General features: G+C 32.3%; 12 protein-coding genes and 1 tRNA gene. 5 read left to right on the forward strand and 8 right to left on the reverse strand.

Going from position 1 to position 17,700, the window contains the following annotated elements; all coding sequences use genetic code 11:
* Positions 1-122: 122 nt before the first annotated feature.
* The 4 genes from QMA06_RS11660 (at position 123) to QMA06_RS11675 (ending at position 4,203) form a co-directional block, all read left to right on the forward strand.
* Positions 123-2,018, forward strand: coding sequence for a RecQ family ATP-dependent DNA helicase (locus QMA06_RS11660; RefSeq protein ID WP_290207038.1), 1,896 nt, complete (start codon positions 123-125; stop codon positions 2,016-2,018).
* Positions 2,015-2,974, forward strand: coding sequence for a methionyl-tRNA formyltransferase (gene fmt, locus QMA06_RS11665; RefSeq protein WP_290207039.1), 960 nt, complete (start codon positions 2,015-2,017; stop codon positions 2,972-2,974). Before QMA06_RS11660 ends, fmt begins: the two co-directional genes overlap by 4 nt.
* Before the next feature lie 197 nt (positions 2,975-3,171).
* Positions 3,172-3,444: an HU family DNA-binding protein gene (locus QMA06_RS11670; protein WP_290207040.1), complete on the forward strand. Its 273-nt coding sequence runs from the start codon at positions 3,172-3,174 to the stop codon at positions 3,442-3,444.
* Positions 3,445-3,648: 204 nt separating this feature from the next.
* A complete protein-coding gene (locus tag QMA06_RS11675; protein WP_290207041.1) occupies positions 3,649-4,203 on the forward strand; it encodes a YqgE/AlgH family protein in 555 nt (184 codons plus the stop codon).
* Positions 4,204-4,338: 135 nt separating this feature from the next.
* Here the strand turns inward: QMA06_RS11675 and QMA06_RS11680 are convergent, their stop codons facing one another.
* Both QMA06_RS11680 and QMA06_RS11685 read right to left on the reverse strand, forming a co-directional pair.
* Positions 4,339-5,190 (reverse strand): aminotransferase class IV, encoded by an 852-nt coding sequence (locus QMA06_RS11680; RefSeq protein ID WP_290207237.1) that lies wholly within the window; start codon positions 5,188-5,190, stop codon positions 4,339-4,341.
* Positions 5,191-5,360: 170 nt separating this feature from the next.
* A complete protein-coding gene (locus QMA06_RS11685) occupies positions 5,361-5,753 on the reverse strand; it encodes an START-like domain-containing protein (protein ID WP_290207042.1) in 393 nt (130 codons plus the stop codon).
* A 169-nt stretch (positions 5,754-5,922) separates the two neighbouring features.
* Here QMA06_RS11685 and QMA06_RS11690 point away from each other — a divergent pair.
* Positions 5,923-5,996 (forward strand) — tRNA-Met (locus QMA06_RS11690).
* Positions 5,997-6,072: 76 nt separating this feature from the next.
* On the opposite strand, the gene QMA06_RS11695 is transcribed toward QMA06_RS11690, so the two are convergent.
* The 6 genes from QMA06_RS11695 to QMA06_RS11720 form a co-directional block, all read right to left on the reverse strand.
* A complete protein-coding gene (locus QMA06_RS11695) occupies positions 6,073-6,432 on the reverse strand; it encodes a hypothetical protein (RefSeq protein WP_290207043.1) in 360 nt (119 codons plus the stop codon).
* 1,130 nt (positions 6,433-7,562) lie between these two features.
* Complete coding sequence (locus QMA06_RS11700; protein ID WP_290207044.1) at positions 7,563-9,071, reverse strand: aminotransferase class V-fold PLP-dependent enzyme; 1,509 nt, start codon at positions 9,069-9,071, stop codon at positions 7,563-7,565.
* A gap of 244 nt (positions 9,072-9,315) precedes the next feature.
* Entirely contained in the window at positions 9,316-11,298 is a 1,983-nt protein-coding gene (locus QMA06_RS11705; RefSeq protein WP_290207045.1) for a protein-disulfide reductase DsbD family protein, read from the reverse strand.
* Between the two features lie 409 nt (positions 11,299-11,707).
* Positions 11,708-14,512 (reverse strand): M16 family metallopeptidase, encoded by a 2,805-nt coding sequence (locus QMA06_RS11710; protein WP_290207046.1) that lies wholly within the window; start codon positions 14,510-14,512, stop codon positions 11,708-11,710.
* Positions 14,513-14,966: 454 nt separating this feature from the next.
* Positions 14,967-16,052 carry a TlpA disulfide reductase family protein gene (locus tag QMA06_RS11715; protein WP_290207047.1) on the reverse strand — a complete coding sequence of 362 codons (1,086 nt, stop codon included), beginning with the start codon at positions 16,050-16,052 and terminating at the stop codon, positions 14,967-14,969.
* Positions 16,053-16,371: 319 nt separating this feature from the next.
* Positions 16,372-17,688 carry a RagB/SusD family nutrient uptake outer membrane protein gene (locus QMA06_RS11720; RefSeq protein ID WP_290207048.1) on the reverse strand — a complete coding sequence of 439 codons (1,317 nt, stop codon included), beginning with the start codon at positions 17,686-17,688 and terminating at the stop codon, positions 16,372-16,374.
* Positions 17,689-17,700: the final 12 nt, after the last annotated feature.

Genomic DNA, 17,700 nt, shown 5'->3' on the forward strand with positions numbered 1-17,700 from the left:
AAATATTGGTTAAATCTCTAACCATACCACAATATTTCTTTGATACTTCATGGTTATATTCCGTGATTATTTTGGTAGAATAACAGCAAATATAGGCGATATTTGATATTTAAATAATTATTATGCATCCTATAGAAGTTTTAGAACGGTACTGGCAACACACTTCTTTTAGACCGTTGCAAGAAGATATTATCACTTCAGTTTTAAATAAAGAAGATACATTTGCATTGCTGCCAACTGGAGGCGGAAAATCGGTTTGTTTTCAAATTCCTGCGTTAATACAAGAAGGAATCTGTATTGTGATTTCTCCGTTAATTGCTTTAATGAAAGACCAAGTTAATACGTTGAAAGATAAAGGTATTAAAGCGATTGCGCTAACGTCTGGTATGTCCTATAAAGATTTAGATACACAATTAGACAATTGTATTTATGGTAATTATAAATTTTTATACCTCTCACCAGAACGCTTGCAACAAACTTTAGTGCAAGAACGCATTCAGCAAATGAAAGTTAATTTGATCGCTGTTGATGAAGCTCACTGCATAAGTCAATGGGGAAATGATTTTAGACCAGCTTACAATAATATAGTTATTTTAAGACAAATGCATCCGCATGTTAATTGTATAGCCTTAACTGCCACAGCTAAACATAATGTAATCAACGATATTGTTGAGAATCTCGATTTTGTAAACCCTAACATCTTTAAAGCGTCCTTCGCCAGACCAAATATTGCATACCAAGTTATTCATACCGATGACAAACTGTTTCAACTTAATCATTTGTTGAAAAAACATTTGGGGTCCTCTATTATATATGTTAGAAATAGAAGAGCAACTATCGACATCCACAATTATTTAAATGCCAAAGGTTTTACCTCAACATTTTATCACGGAGGCATTACTAATAAGGAAAAGCAAGAGCGCTTATACCAATGGACCAATGGGCAAATAGAAATTATGGTGGCCACCACAGCTTTTGGAATGGGAATAGATAAGGCTAATGTAAAAACGGTTATTCATTTTAACTTACCCGAAAGTTTAGAAAGTTATTATCAAGAAGCCGGAAGAGCTGGAAGAGATGGCCATTTGGCTTATGCTACGATATTAAAACAACATATCGATGAAGACCATCTTAGAAGTCAATTTTTAAGCACTCTACCCTCTGTAGCTTTTGTAAAAACGGTTTATAACAAGTTGTGCAACTATTTCCAAGTGTCCTATGGTGAAGGTGAAAACACCTTACATCAATTCGATTTTAAAACCTTTTGTAATTTATATAAACTGAGTGCAAGTATAACTTATAATGCACTATTACTGTTAGACCGGAATGCAATTATTACATTAACTCAACATTTCAATTTTAGAACTAAAATTCAGTTTATAACCACCAATGACGTTTTATTTAAATATTTAGAAACGCATAAGAATCTAAATATCTTGGTCAAAGTTCTATTAAGAACCTATGGAGGTATATTTGATTATGAAACCAAAGTGAACCTCAGTTTAATTATAAAAAAGGCTAACCTTACTGAACACCTCGTAATCGAGCAATTGCAACTTTTAGAAAAAGATGAAGTGATTAGTTTACAAATGGCAAATACAGATTCTGAAATCACCTTTTTAAAACCTCGTGAAGATGATATTACCATTAATCCCATTGCTAAAACAATTGAACAACAACACACGCTGAAACATCAACAAATTCAGTCTGTTTTAAATTATATTCAGAACGATACTATTTGTAGAAGTCAGCAACTTTTGTCATATTTTGGTGAGAAGAGCAATAAAACCTGTGGAATATGTTCTGTTTGTATGGCCAACGCTATCAATACAGATAAAACGTTGGGCGAGACTGTTTCACTTCAAATTATAAAGGCATTAGAAAGGGAAACTTTATCTTCGCGTCAATTATTGCAAAAAATTAAATGTTCTGAAAAAGTGCTTATTAATAGTCTTTCAGAATTAATAGAAATTAATAAAATCACATTAACACCTGCTAATACTTATACCATTAAATGACGAATAATCGTGACTTACGTATTGTTTTTATGGGCACACCAGATTTTGCTGTTGCTACATTAAAAGCATTAATAGAAAATAATTATAAGGTTGTAGGGGTTATTACTGCGCCAGACCGACCTGCAGGACGAGGCCAAAAATTAAGAGCTTCTGCTGTAAAAGAATTTTCTTTAGAACATAATTTAAAGGTGTTACAACCAACAAATTTAAAAGCAGAATCTTTTTTAAACGAACTGCGCGCATTGAAGGCCAATTTACAAATAATAGTAGCCTTTAGAATGTTGCCAAAAGTAGTGTGGCAAATGCCAGAGTATGGCACATTTAATCTCCATGCTTCATTATTACCACAATATAGAGGTGCTGCACCGATCCATTGGGCAATAATTAATGGAGAAAGTAAAACCGGTGTGACTACTTTCTTTATAGATGAAAAAATTGATACCGGAGCTATCATTCAAAGCAAAGAGACCACAATTGGTAATTCTACTACAGTTGGAGATCTACACGATGATTTAATGCACATTGGAAGCGATTTAGTAATTAAGACGGTAGAGCAGATAGAGAACGACTCTATCGCTACCACTACTCAACCACATACTGAAGATTTAAAAACGGCTTACAAACTTAATCGCGATAATTGTAAAATTGATTGGTCACAGCCTTTGGCAACTATTTACAATAAAATTAGAGGCTTAAATCCGTTTCCAGCAGCTTGGTGTTATTTAGATAATAACGAAGAAACAAATTTATCAGTAAAAATTTATGGTGTAGAAAAGTTAGAAGACCATCATAATTATGAGGCAGGAAAATTAATTTCAACTAAAAATGAGTTAAAAGTCGCATGTCAAGGTGGTTATATTAAAATACACGAAATTCAGTTGCCCGGAAAGCGTAAGATGAATGTAAAATCACTTTTAAATGGCTTTAATTTTTCCGAGTCGGCAAAACTGCTGTAAACCCTTATTATCATTGGTTTTACAAAAAATCCGATGAAATACATTGTCTTTATTAACAAATGTTCAAAGTTATTAACAATAAGCCGTATTTCCCTTGCTATTACTTGCGTAGCTTAATATTCCTAATAATTTTGTGTAAGGATTTTAAAAAACCTTTCTTTTAAAACCGATTTTTTAACAATTAAAATTAAATACTTATGAACAAAACAGATTTAATCAATGGAATGGCAGAGAATGCTGGAATTACAAAAGCAGCTGCTAAAAAAGCATTAGACTCTTTATTAGTTGACATCGAAGGATCTTTACAAAAAGGTAATAGAGTTTCTTTAGTAGGTTTTGGTTCTTGGTCAGTTTCTAGAAGAGCTGCAAGAGACGGAAGAAATCCACAGACTGGAAAAACTATAAAAATTAAAGCTAAAAATGTAGTAAAATTTAAGGCAGGTTCTGACTTAAGTAGCGCTATAAACTAAGACATTTTATTGTTTTTAATATAGAACCTGCTCCTTGAGCGGGTTTTTTTTGCTCTAATTTTAAAGTTATTTCAATACCTTAATAAATTACTCACGTCAGAAAAATTACCAATTCTTGAACAATATTACATATTTAAGGCGTTAAAGTTGTTTTTTTAACGAAAAAAACATAGATTTAGTAAACTAAAAAACTGAATATTTTAAATGAACAAACCCGAAAAAGGCAATTTATTAATTGCTGAACCATCCATTATCGGTGATATTTCTTTTAATCGTGCTGTAATTCTTTTAGCAGATCATAACGATTTGGGTTCGGTTGGTTTTATTTTAAACAAACCTTTAGATTATAATCTTAAAGATCTTATTGAAGGTACAGAGTCTGAATTCCCAGTTTATAATGGTGGACCCGTAGAGCAAGACAATCTCTACTTTATACATAAGTCACCTGAATTAATTCCTAACAGTATAGAGATTTCTAATGGCATATTTTGGGGAGGTGATTTTAAAATTGTACTAAATCTCATTAATGAAGCAAAAATTTCTACTGAAGATATTCGTTTCTTTTTAGGCTATTCTGGTTGGGAAGAACAACAATTGGACAGTGAGCTTAAATCTAATGCATGGTTGGTTTCTGAAAATATCTATTCCAAAGACATTATTTCCAAATCGTGTATAACATTTTGGCGTGAGAAAATGCTCGAGCTAGGTGGTGATTACAGCATTTGGTCTAATGCACCTGAGAATCCTAGTTATAATTGATTTTATAATATGCTATAAATCGGCATAGGCGATGCACAGCTATCCAATGGCTCGATTTATGTTTTATTCTTTTTTAATCGAGACTGCATCATCTTACTTATAACAAGTACGAATAATTCTTCTATAGATTTCTAATTAAAGTAATCTCAATTTAGCATTTAACTTACTTACGAGACTCTGAGCAAAATCACTTCCATACGTCTTTTTACGATACTTTGTAATTGGTACTATTCCCTTAATTACATTGGTGATAAACAGTTCGTCTGCCTTCTGTAGCTCGAAAGGACTTATGGATGCTTCTTCTACATTAACATTTACGTCCTTAGATAAAAGTTCTAATATTTGTTTGCGCATTACCCCTTTTAAACAACCATCTTCTAACGGTGGTGTTTTTATTTGATCGCCTTTTACCAAAAACAGATTCCCATTTAAAGCTTCAATAACGCTTTTATTTGTATTTAAAACCAAACAATTATCAAAATCATTTTCTTTAGCATAAATACTTCCAATAACTTGAATCGCTTTATTATTAGATTTTAATCCTGATAGTAATCCTGGAGCTACAAAGTAATCTTTATATAAATCTACTATGCAATTGGCATTAGCGTCAATAGTATAAAATGGATGGTGATGTGGTTCTGCTTTGATATTAAAATTCACTTGTGTTGTATCTGACGGTAGATACTTTCCTCCTTCACCTCTATCCACATTTAATCGGACACGCGCTGACGCATGTAATAAATCATTAGATTCTAAGGTTTTTAGTATTTCAGACTCTAAAAATTCCATAGTAAAGTTCATAGGGATCTCCATTCTAAGAATTCGCATAGAAGACATTAATCTAAAATAGTGATCCTCCCAAAAGAAAATTTTTCCATTAACTACTTTCAAGGTCTCAAAAAGTGCGTCCCCATATTTGTAACCTCTGTTTTCAATTGTGAGTTTAGAATCTGACTGTGGCAATAATGTACCGTTAAAATTTATCATAAAGAACACTTCTTTAGTTCCCATTTACGGAACCAACTTAAAAAAAAAAAAAAAATTAAAGCAATAAATAATATAATTACTAAAATTATGGCTTAGAATTAAATAAAAAATCTCGATTTAATTTTAAAATTAAATCGAGACAAAGATATATTAGAATTAAGTTTTACAGCCTATCGAGATCCTAAAACTTGTTTAAGACTTGCTATTTGATTTGTCCACAGCATTTTTCCTTCTTCAATTTCATCTTCTTCTGCAAAATCTGTAATCATTAGAGAAACATCTTTTGTAATTTCATCTACTTGTATGCGTATTTCAAAATAATTAGGGGAACCTTCTTCATCATCACTCAACCAGCGGAACTTAACACGTTCTCCTGATTTTTTACTTAATAATTTGGCTTGCTCTTCGGAGCCATCCCAAATAAATGTAAAAAATTCACCACGTGAATTAACGTTATCTGCAAACCATTCAGATAACCCTGAAGGTGTAGAAATATAAGTGTATATTAGAGCTGGGGAAGCTTGGATTACAAACTCCATTTCAAATTTTTCTTTATCGTCCATATATGCGTCGTATTATTTGCTCAATATATACAATTATAGTTATGTATTAAGCATTAAATTAAAATTATTTTTTTTAGTTTTTATTGTTTGGTGTCGTAGAATTTGTTTTTATATTTGCAGCCGCAATTACGTCGAGCTTTTAGCTTTAAAAAGCTGATAAATTGAAAATGGCGAGGTAGCTCAGTCGGTTAGAGCGTCGGATTCATAACCCGGAGGTCACGAGTTCAATTCTCGTTCTCGCTACACAGTAAAACCCAGAACAGATGTTCTGGGTTTTTTTTATGAGTTATTGTGATGTGAAATTCAATACTTAAATACCCTAATTGATTATCGCATTCTGAATGCCTACTCTATAGCAACGTTCTTCTCCAAGATACAAAGGATTACCGTGTTTCTCTGACCAAAAGCCATCTAATATATCTTCTGTGATACATTTATAAACTGCCACCCCTTTGTATGTCCGTTCATCAGTTCCTTTGTAATTAAAATTAATGACTAAGATATTATCTTTAAAAAAACCTGTTCCCAATTGCTTTTGATTAGCATTAATAAGCCATTCTGCTTTTATTCTATGGTTCTCGTCTAAAGTTAATTTTAAAGTGCCGTTATAAGCAATGCCGTTTTCGTCTTGGTTGCTTCCGCTAATGTTGTAGGTTCCTGGTAGTTGATTTATAGTCATATATTATCTATCATCTTTTATCTATATTAAAACTTTAGTCGATACATTATTTTAAACATAAATGCTTCGTTCTAACCGACAGTAAAACGACAACCTCATCTGTTTATTATTCTATTCTGTGATACCATTCATGAAATACCTGCACAAACTCTTTCACTTTATCCAAGGTGCGCTCACCTATTTCTGTTGCTTTTAATATGCTTGGATTGTTGTCTAAGCATTTAAAAAAATCATCGTGTAAAGGTGCTCTGCTATAATCGGTGTAGCTCTATATTTAAGCTTTAAATTGTTTTTGGTCTAAGTCTATTGTGTTATAGTCTAAGGACTTCAAAACGCATGGCTTCTAAAAGGGCATCGGGACCTTAAATATATGAAAAGGCTTTAAATCTAAAAGTGAAATAGATAGTATTTTTCGAAGTTAGTATTAATAATACTTTTTAATTTTGATAATAACTTTTACGGTATTTTGGTCTTCCAACAGGTATACCTAAACACCTACTTTTTAATACAAAACTCAAAGCATTAACTGCTAAAGTTGGTGCTCAGTTTAGGTCCCAAATTTAAGTGATTACTATGGGTTGAAATATATCTCCGAAACGCTTTCTCTGATCTATTTTAATCAAAAATGACGATTTGTAAATTAGTAAGTATGCTCAGTTATAATTATACTCATTATGACAATAGTTAATTTTGCAAAAATTTTAAGTTTATTGTTGAAGTACAACTAACTGAAGAAATTATAAGGGTAAGAATGACTACCGTTTTGAATTTTTTATTTTAGTTGGCTTTAATTTAGTAGTTCTCAAACTTAAATCCATTATTAAACTAATCCTTACGCAAAGCCGTAATTACGAATAGGTTAATATGCCTTAATATTCATTTCACATTTTCATGTTTAATGACTGAGTTGCGAACTACATCAAGTGGTTTTCTAATACATATTAATTTGAACAAAATCTTCCCAAACATCTACAAACGCTAGAGAATCTTTTGATGTATTAAACTTAAAAAAAATAACCTGATTAACTTATTATCACAATATTAAAATGATATATAAAATAATACACGTAAACAATATAGGTTATTCTTGCCGTATTAATAAAACTGCTGTAATAAATCAATTTATAAAATTAAGAACAAAACCAACCTTTAATTATTTCTGATTCAATAGAAATTTCACTCTTATGAATGAATTCATTTTTTTCAGTATTGTATGTATAATCTTCTCCCCAAGATTTGAAGTTCTGTGATACTTCTTTTATAGCATTACAGATAAATTCCACTTCGCTATTTTCCATAATAGGATGAATTGACATTCGTACCCAACCCGGTCTTTCTATTAGACAACCCGCTAATATTTTTTGTTCAATGGCTTTTGAAGTTGTTTGGTTTACATTCAATAAATAATGTCCGTATGTCCCTGCACAAGAACAGCCTCCTCTAGTTTGAACACCAAAGCGGTCATTTAATAATTTAACAATCAAATTATAATGCGCGTCTTCAATATAAAATGAAATAATACCTAATCTATCAATTTGCTTCGGAGCTAGAATTTTTAGGTTTTTAATTTTAGACAAGCGTTTAAAAATAATAGCATTCAATTCATGCTCCCTTTCCAAAATATTCTGGACCCCCATTTCTTCTTTTAACTGAATTGAAAGCGCTATTTTAATGGTTTGTAAAAAGCCTGGAGTCCCACCATCTTCACGAGTTTCAATATCATCGATATAATCATGATCGCCCCAAGGATTGGTATAACTTACAGTACCTCCTCCAGGATTATCTGGCACTAAATTTTTATACAACTTTTTATTAAAAATCAGCACTCCTGATGTTCCTGGACCTCCCAAAAATTTATGTGGTGAAAATGTTATGGCATCTAAATAGGCCTCTTCATCATTTGGATGCATATCCATATTAACATATGGTGCGGAACAAGCAAAATCAACAAAACATAAACCATTGTTCTGATGCATTAGTTTCGCTATGTTGTAATAGTTAGTTCTAATTCCTGTAACGTTTGAACACCCTGTAATTGCCGCAATTTTAATAGAAAAATCTTTATACTGTCGAACTAAATTCTCAAGACTCCCCAAACATGGCAACCCGTCATTATTAGATGGAATGACTACCACTTTGGCAATGGTCTCTATCCAAGAGGTTTGATTAGAGTGATGCTCCATATGAGATACAAAGACAATTGGTCTTTTGTGATTAGGTATCTTGGTATAAGCTTTTAAGTTTTCGTTGAGTTTAATCCCCAAAATTCGTTGAAACTTATTAATAGCTCCAGTCATTCCAGTTCCCACAGTGATTAGTATATCATCGCTAGAAGCATTGACATGTTTTTTAATAATATTCCGAGCTTCTGAATATGCATGGGTCATCACACTACCTGTTATTGAAGTTTCGGTATGCGTATTCGCCACAAACGGCCCTATCTCTTCAAGCAATTTTGTTTCTATAGGTCTATATAAACGCCCACTTGCGGTCCAATCTGCATATAATATCTTTTGTTTTCCATAGGGAGAGGTAAACGTTTGATCGCTACCAACGACGTTATCTCTGAAAGTCTTAAAATGAGTTTCAAGATGCCGTGTTTGTTCTTGGTTGAAATTATTTTTATTACTATCGTCCATATTTTGTAATAGTTTATCTCAGAGAGATTATGTGCATAGCTGCCAAATTATTAGGCGCTGGATATATCTATAAATAAGATTTTAATACTTAAATAAAAAACTAGCAAACACTATGTGTCTATTAGTGAGATTACTACTTAAATAGGTATCTATTAAACCTAATTCTCAATTAATAACAATATTTATTGGTTTGTATCCACTGTTATGATAGCAGAATAGCATTTTATGAGAAACTATTTTAGAACTAATTGAATTTTTGAAGTCCATCTTTTAACCATTCATAATACGCTTCGGCATCTGGAGTGTAGCCTACAGGTTTAACGAGATTTTCTTCATCATGGCCCATGAGCACATAAAATGGTTGTGTATTTGCTTTATATTTTATGGTCTGCATTTCACTCCATTTCTGTCCAATATATTTTAATTTTTTCCCTGGTCTCAATTGGGATTCTACTACCTCCGATTTTTCTAATTTTCTTTTGTCGTCTACATATAAGGAAATAAGTATAACATCATTTTTTAAGATATTTAAAATTTTGTCCTTTGGCCATACATTTTGTTCCATTTTTCGGCAATTCACACATGCCCACCCTGTAAAATCAATCATCACTGGCTTGTTCACTTTTTTAGCATAGGCTAATCCTTTGTTATAATCATTAAATGCCATAATATCATGAGGCGCCAATAAATGTGCACCATTAGGTAATTTTTCATGATTTGAAACTGAGCCACTAGTTACTTTAGAATAGCCAACACCATAGGGTGATTCGCTATATTCTAATGGCGGTGGAAATGCACTTATTAGATTTAGTGGTGCACCCCAAAGTCCAGGTATCATATAGATGGTAAATGATAATACTAATAACCCTAAACTCAATCTACCGACAGAAATGTAGGGTAATGGAGAATCGTGCGGTAATTTGATTTTACCAAAAAGATACAGTGCCAAGCTTCCGAAAATGGCAATCCAAATAGCTAAGAATACCTCCCTTTCTAGAATGTGTAGTTGCAAAACTAGATCGGCTTGCGATAAAAATTTGAATGCTAATGCCAGTTCCAAAAATCCTAAGACTACTTTTACAGTGTTCAACCATCCACCAGATTTTGGTAAAGAATTTAACCATCCCGGAAATGCTGCAAACAACCCAAATGGTAAAGCTATGGCTAAGGAAAACCCAAACATACCCACAATCGGCGCAATGCCACCTTTAGAAGCTGCTTCAACAAGTAATGTTCCCACAATTGGCCCTGTACACGAAAAAGAGACAATCGCCAAAGCCAAGGCCATAAAAAATATGCCGACAAGACCACCACGGTCTGCTTGACTATCAACTTTATTTGCCCAAGAATTCGGTAACATGATTTCAAAAGCACCTAAAAAAGACAATGCAAATACCACTAATAATAAAAAGAAAATTATATTAAACCATACATTAGTCGCTAAAGCATTAAGGACATCTGCACCAAATATTGCAGTTACGCCAGTACCTAACAGCACATAAATAACAATGATGGCTAATCCATAGATGATTGCATTTCTAATTCCGGTTGCCCTGGTTTTACTTTGCTTAGTAAAAAAACTAACAGTCATCGGAATCATTGGAAACACACAAGGCGTTAATAACGCTGCAAAGCCCGAGATAAAAGCCAAAATAAAAATAGTCCAAAGCCCTTTATTAGCTTCGTCTTCGTCTTTTGGATGGTAGGTGTTATTCGGAGTAATTTTTGAAAAACCTAAACCCGAATTATTATCCTTATCACCAAATACCTCTGAATTTAAAAAATTAAAATCAACGTCAATATAAGTGGGCGGTAAACATTTCTCATCATTACAGACCATAAATTCTATCTGAGCTTCGATGATGGAAATATTGTTATTCAGTATTTTAATGCGTTGTCTAAATTCTGCTTGATCTTCAAAAAATTTAATCGTCATATTAAATACAGGATCATCAACAATATGCCCCTCTCCTTCTAAGGTTTCCCCTACCAATTCATAATCTTTGGATGGCGTAAATTTAAAAATAGTTGGTATAGGACCGTCATCTGGGACCTGTTGAGAATACAAATGCCAGCCGGCATCAATATCCGCATTCATAATTAAATCATACTCTGTATCTGAAATTCGTTCTTTATTAAAAGACCATTTAACAGGGTCAAATACTTGACCTAATGCAGTATTGAAAGTTAACAAGGTAAGAAAAACACCAACAAGTAATTGTTTCATATCTAAATTAATAATTTAAGTCTTCTATTAAAAAATAATATTAATTGCAACTATTTCAGTTTAAACACCAAGCCTTCGAAAGTCGTTGGCAGATAACACTTCTAATTCTATACTCTAAATTCTACTTCAGCAATGATCTTCAAACATTGCTTTTGAGTTAAACGTATTGCTTAAATTAAGTTTCATACTTAAAATAGGTGATTTTCATTTTAAAAATTTATTCCTCTACAGTATAACTTTCCATCCCGGATTAATTTTCGCGATGGAGATTGTGTTAAATGCGGTAACCGGAATGTTTATTACCGAAGTTCGCCATTTTACAGACTCTAAAATCTGTGTATCTATAAGGCAGATATAAAAATGGATACAACAATATATTTTTTCATGTCGTTTTATAAAGAAATTTCTACTACTGATTTAAGGGTTCAAAGATAATTTCAAAGGTATTTGCGTCCTCTAACAATTCGTTGGTAAAATTTTGAATATCCTCAGCAGTTATTGCGTTCACGATATCCTCATAATTTTTAGGATCATTCATATCATAACCTTCTAAAACGTAATTAGTTACCCAACTCATGTCATAGCGATTATAGTCCTTTTGTTCTTTTCTTGCTTTGATATAATTTGTAAGCGTTTTGTCTAGATCCGATTGTTGAATCTCACCTTTTGCAACTTTCTCAATTTCATTGTGCACGATGACAACTAATTGCTCAACTTTATTAGGATCGCAGTCAAAACTTATTTGTAGGTTAGCTTCTTCAATAGGTCTTTTAGATAGTGATGCTCTCGCACTTGCGCCATAAGTACCACCCTCTTGCTCTCTTAACGTTTCAGTGTAACGTAATTGTAAAATGGATGCTAATGTTCCAACGAGTAGCTCATTTTTAAGCGTGTATTCTACTTTATTTCTATAACCAATTCTGACCGTAGCTTTTGGGTCTTCCATTCGTAGCGAAATGTTTTTATCTATGGCTGGATTTATCCACGAATCTGAATTATCTTTCCAATTCTCTTTGATATTTGTTGAAGAAATACTGGCAACATACTTTTCTAACAGCGGTTTTAGAACCTCTTTTTCAACATCTCCAACAATGAAAAAATTAAAATCTGCTGCATTACTAAATCGCGATTTATAAATATTCTCCATTATAGTAAAATCAACTTTATCAATCATCGCTTGATTGAATATTATATGCTTAGGATTGTTATTTCCATAAAGTGTAGTGGTAACACTATCTTGCATTTTAGCATTGATATCTTTACTTCTTCTTGTTAAAAAACTAGTAATATTGTTCTGCAATACTTTATAAGCATCTTCATCTAGTCGGGGTTTTTCAAACCTTAAATAAAGCATTTGTAATAGTGTCTCTACATCTTTAGACACAGCATTACCCGTAATCATTTCACTAAGGTCAGATATTCGTACTTGGGTTTGAGCTGTTTTACCCGCCAATATTTTTGGTAATTCGGTCGCTGAATAATCTCCCAGTCCAGAAAGTTGTACTAAATCTCTCAACAGCGCTGATGATGGTAATTCTGAATCCGTTAATAATGATTTCCCCCCATAACTTGTAGCAATCAATTGCACATCATCTTTGTTCTTATCTGCAAATTTATAATAAACTGTTGCTCCATTACTCAATTTGAATATGGTAGCATCAATGTCATCAACTCTTTTTTCCGATACAATTTTTCCTTTTTTGACATTAACACCAGTCATTAAAGTTTTGCCTGCAAAATTGTCCTCATACGCTGTTAATGAGGAATCCTTTTCAGTACTATGCAATATGCTTTCAGCTTGTTTTTTGGTTAGATTGTTTTCTCCTTTCACACCAGTTACCGAAAGAATTCGGTTCTTTTGCGTGTACAGTTTTTTAATAGTATGATGAAGATCATCGGTTGTTAAACTTGCGAATAATTCTTTTATAATTTCATATTCTTTGGCAATGTCCGTTATGGTTTCATTATCCAAATAATTACTTTTGATGGTATTGATAATGGCACCATGAGACCTGTCGTCTTCTCGACTGATCTGATTCTCATAATAGTTAGCATATTGCTTTTTTGTACGCTCCAATTCGGCTTGTGTAAAACCAAATTTCATAGCTCTATTTACTTCTTCCATCACAGATTTAAAAGCTTCTTGTTGTTGTTCTGGTTTTGGACTAATTGAGATAAATAATTGATTTTTCGCTCTAGTTAACTCACCATATCCCATTCTTGCATTTAAAAATGGTGCTATTGGTTTTTGACTAATTTCGCTTAGTCTATCAGTAAGCATAGAAGTTGTCATTTCGATTAAAAGCGATTCTTGTAAATCCCCTATGGTTTGATCTCTTAAGTGTTTAGGATGTGTAATGGCAAAAGAAATACTTGCGGTAGACACTTCTTCATCCATAGCCATATGGTATAGCATCTCTTGGTTATCATCAATTTGAACCACAAAACGTTCTATTGGGTTTTCAACTGCGGGAATTTCAGAGAACATGGTTTTAATCTTTTTTTCAATAGCGTCAACATCAATATCACCTATAATAGCAATAGCTTGAAGATCCGTTCTGTACCAATCATGATAAAAGTCGCGTAATGCCTTATATTCAAAATTATCAACAATATCCATTTGTCCAATAGGAAGACGCTCGGCATATTTAGAGTTATTATATGTAGTTGATAACGATTGTTGAAAAATTCGCATGCTACCATTTTGGCGTGTTCTCCACTCTTCTCTAATGACGCCACGTTCGGCATCGATTTCCTCATCGGTCAATAACAAATAATTGGACCAATCTTTTAGAATCATCAACCCTGTATTAATCATTTCTGGCGTTGTTGGTACATTATTTACATTATATACTGTCTCATCAAAATCTGTATAAGCATTAATATCTCTACCAAATACCAATCCTTGGGTTTGTAATGTGTTTAAAATACCTTTTCCAGTAAAATTTTCGGTACCATTAAACGCCATATGCTCTAAAAAATGGGCTAGACCTTGCTGGTCATCATCTTCTAAAACGGACCCTACATTCTGGATGATATAGTAACTGGCAACGTTTTTTGTTACATCTGTATGGTATATGTAATAAGTCATGCCATTGGAAAGCACACCTTTTTTGATTTTGTGGTTATCAGGTAATGGATCGCTAAGATTTATATTCTGTGCCATCAAACTGAAGCAACATAGTAAACCGAATAAGATTGTAAACTTTTTCATCATTATTTATTATTTGTTAAAATATAATTTAGAACTATCTCGTTTATCTATTATGACGTGATTTGAAAAGCCTACCCTAGATATAGAATGTTAAAAAAATCACAAATTATTTTAGATCTTTTCAATTCTATAATTAAACAAACTAGGTGTTAAGAGTTTATTTAATTAAAAAGCCGTTTACCTGATAGGCAAACGACTTTTACAGACTAACTCAATTAATTATACCATTATTTATTAATTAGTTTTTACTGTTTAAACTTTGAACTGTAAACGCTCCATGGCTAACAGAAAAAAAAACACTTTCTGCTGTAATTTGTTATTTTAAAAAACAGTACAGAAGAATTATAATTTTGTTTCAGATGCAAAACCCCAAATAGCACTTATAATCGAAAACTTTTTGAAAGGATTTCACTATTAGTGATTGTAATTCTATAAAATTTAAATATAATCTATATCAATTAGCATATAAATACTCTAATGTTTCTGTTAGGCCCTCACCTCGAAGTGAATTTTCAATTATTATACCATCTTTGTCCAGTAAAAAACTATCTGGAATACCATTAATACCGTAGGTTTTAGATAATAGGTCTTTCCTCCCATTTAACTCTGAAACATGAACAAATTCATAAGTTCTATCTTCCTTTATAGCATCAACCCATCGTTGTTTATCATTATCCAACGAAACCGCAATTATTTGAAACCCTCTATCCTTATATTTTTTTAATATTTTTTTATAATTTGGATTTTCTTTTCTACAAGGTCCACACCAACTTGCCCAGACATCAATGAGCGTGAAGCGACTACCATAAGAATCACTAAGTTTTACCTCTTCACCTTCCGTGTTGTTTATAGTATAATTAATAAAAGGAGTACCTATTTTGCGCTTAAGAGCTACATCTATTTTCCTTTGCATTGCTTTGAATCTTTCCGTATCTCCATATTTATCTTTAAAAATATCTAATAACTGTTTTGCTTCTTCATATGGAAAATGCGCCGTTGGTAGGTAAAAAGCAAAATAATAATACGCCTGTTCAAAGCCGGCATCATTAATATATTTAGGGTTTGCTTTTAATAAAAAATAAAAAGTTTCAGTTTTATATTTTGCTAAAGCCATATCACTAGCTCCTTTGTATTTCTGATCTGAATATTTCATCACATCCCAATCAATTTTTCGTTTAATTTCATGTGCTTCAGAACCTCTTACTTCAATAAAATCAGGATCATTAAAACGATCTTTACTAAAGTCTACAGATGCATCTATAATTGAATTTTCTAAATAAATAATAAATGATTGGTCTATGTTCTCTTTTGCCCTAAAGTTTACTTGTTGAGGACTTTCTAATGTATTTGATATACTAAATTTACCGTTGTCAACGCGCATAGAATCTAATCCTTCTCCCATATCCCAATAAATGTAAGGTTCTGAATAATCTTTCATTGTAACATTTAAAAGATATCCCCCCTCTACTTGGTCCGTTTTCTTTTCACAAGCCATTAAAAGCGTTACGATGCTAATTGTTAATATATTCTTGAGTTTCATAAGTATTTATTGTAAACGTTTATATTATAGTGTTTGAGTTATTTAATTTTTAATAACTCTCATTGAATTTTTATACCCTTCAATTTCTAGACAACCTTATAATTACACAATTGTTTAAGAGCTAAACAAAGAGCATATTTAACTATGTCTTTATATTTTGAACTGTACAAAAAATGGTAGACAAGCATATGTTGAATTATGCTTAAATAATTATAGATATTGATTGCAATTTAAAAGCCAAGGCTTTCTAATGTGTTCTAAGAAAATAGAAGCATTCTATTGCGCAGTAATTTGAAGAATGCCTCTATTTATAATAATATTATCTCGGATTTTGTTCTAGACTAGGATTGTAATCCGATATGACTTTTCTTGGAATTGCAATTACCCAATTATCATCATTTGCTGGTAAGGTGGCTACAATATTTCCTTCTACATCTTTTCTTTCAAAAGAAATATTAGTTAAACCTTCCGCATTCCATCGCTTCACATCAAACCATCTATGACCTTTAAACATTAATTCTTTGCGTCTTTCAGATATTAATAAATCGAAAACATCTGTTACTTCTCCTTGAGTTATCGGTGCATAATCGGCTTCCATAAATCGATATTCTCTAACTGTATTTATATTTTCTAAGGCGCCTTCTATATTATTAGTCCTAGCATCAACCTCAGCTTTTATTAAATACATTTCGGGGGTACTAGGTCCATGAAATGAGGCAACATATCCTCTAAAAATTAGACTAGTAGGTCCAAAATCATAGAAATTTTGAGAGAAACGTAAATCTGTTGGGTCGCTATAGACCTCTTCTTTCGTTTCTGGACTTATTTTCATTAATACAAATCCCCAAGAAATCGTTTTGTTAATATACCCTTCTTTATAATCTTGAAAAGTACTTGCAAATGGTTCTTCTCTTAAGTCATGAAACCTATCATTATAAGATAATGCCACATTAGCCGCATTTTTTGCTTTCTCAAATTCTCCTTTATACAAATAGACCCTAGATAAAAAGCCATAACCACTGGCTATATCAGGACGCACTTTATTATCTTGTGAGTCTGGTAAATCATCTACAATCGCTTCCATATCTGAGATAATTAAATCATATACGTCTTTCACAGAGCTTCTGGTGTAACTATCGGTCTCTAAATTTGTTTCTAAAAATATAGGTACCCCAGGATCGGTGGCAGCGGTGGCGGCGTTATAATGTTTTGCATAGGTATTTACTAAACTAAATAACGTGTAAGAACGGTGAAATAAAGCTTCTGCTTTAATCTGTTTACCCAATAAAGTATTCGCTCCCAATTCATTAACACCTTCAACAATTGTATTGGCTAAGAATATTTTTTCATATTCAAGATTCCAATTTATATCATCCTCCGTTGAGTTGTAAAAATAATCTTCCCAAAGAAAGGCAGCGTAATTATCAGGTGCGGCTAACGGAATTGTTGTGCTAAAAAAATCATCTGATAAAATAAATGGAAAACCAGTTACATTATAAAAGGATGTAGAAGATAATAAAAACTCATAATCTTCAAGAGAATTTGCTATAATTTGTCCCTTAGGTTCTACATCTAGATAATCATTACAAGAGGTAAAGCTAACTAGAAAGATAACTATGTATATTATTCTTTTCATTGTTTTTGTTTT

Origin of the sequence: Winogradskyella bathintestinalis (assembly GCF_030407435.1) — a bacterium.
Taxonomy (GTDB): domain Bacteria; phylum Bacteroidota; class Bacteroidia; order Flavobacteriales; family Flavobacteriaceae; genus Winogradskyella; species Winogradskyella bathintestinalis.

Coding starts and splice junctions, on each gene's coding strand:
- QMA06_RS11670 (WP_290207040.1), top strand. CDS start 3,172: ATGAACAAAACAGATTTAATCAATGGAATGGCAGAGAATGCTGGAATT.
- QMA06_RS11715 (WP_290207047.1), bottom strand. CDS start 16,052: ATGAAACTCAAGAATATATTAACAATTAGCATCGTAACGCTTTTAATG.
- QMA06_RS11705 (WP_290207045.1), bottom strand. CDS start 11,298: ATGAAACAATTACTTGTTGGTGTTTTTCTTACCTTGTTAACTTTCAAT.
- QMA06_RS11675 (WP_290207041.1), top strand. CDS start 3,649: ATGAACAAACCCGAAAAAGGCAATTTATTAATTGCTGAACCATCCATT.
- QMA06_RS11660 (WP_290207038.1), top strand. CDS start 123: ATGCATCCTATAGAAGTTTTAGAACGGTACTGGCAACACACTTCTTTT.
- QMA06_RS11695 (WP_290207043.1), bottom strand. CDS start 6,432: ATGACTATAAATCAACTACCAGGAACCTACAACATTAGCGGAAGCAAC.
- QMA06_RS11710 (WP_290207046.1), bottom strand. CDS start 14,512: ATGAAAAAGTTTACAATCTTATTCGGTTTACTATGTTGCTTCAGTTTG.
- QMA06_RS11680 (WP_290207237.1), bottom strand. CDS start 5,190: ATGATAAATTTTAACGGTACATTATTGCCACAGTCAGATTCTAAACTC.
- fmt (WP_290207039.1), top strand. CDS start 2,015: ATGACGAATAATCGTGACTTACGTATTGTTTTTATGGGCACACCAGAT.
- QMA06_RS11700 (WP_290207044.1), bottom strand. CDS start 9,071: ATGGACGATAGTAATAAAAATAATTTCAACCAAGAACAAACACGGCAT.
- QMA06_RS11685 (WP_290207042.1), bottom strand. CDS start 5,753: ATGGACGATAAAGAAAAATTTGAAATGGAGTTTGTAATCCAAGCTTCC.
- QMA06_RS11720 (WP_290207048.1), bottom strand. CDS start 17,688: ATGAAAAGAATAATATACATAGTTATCTTTCTAGTTAGCTTTACCTCT.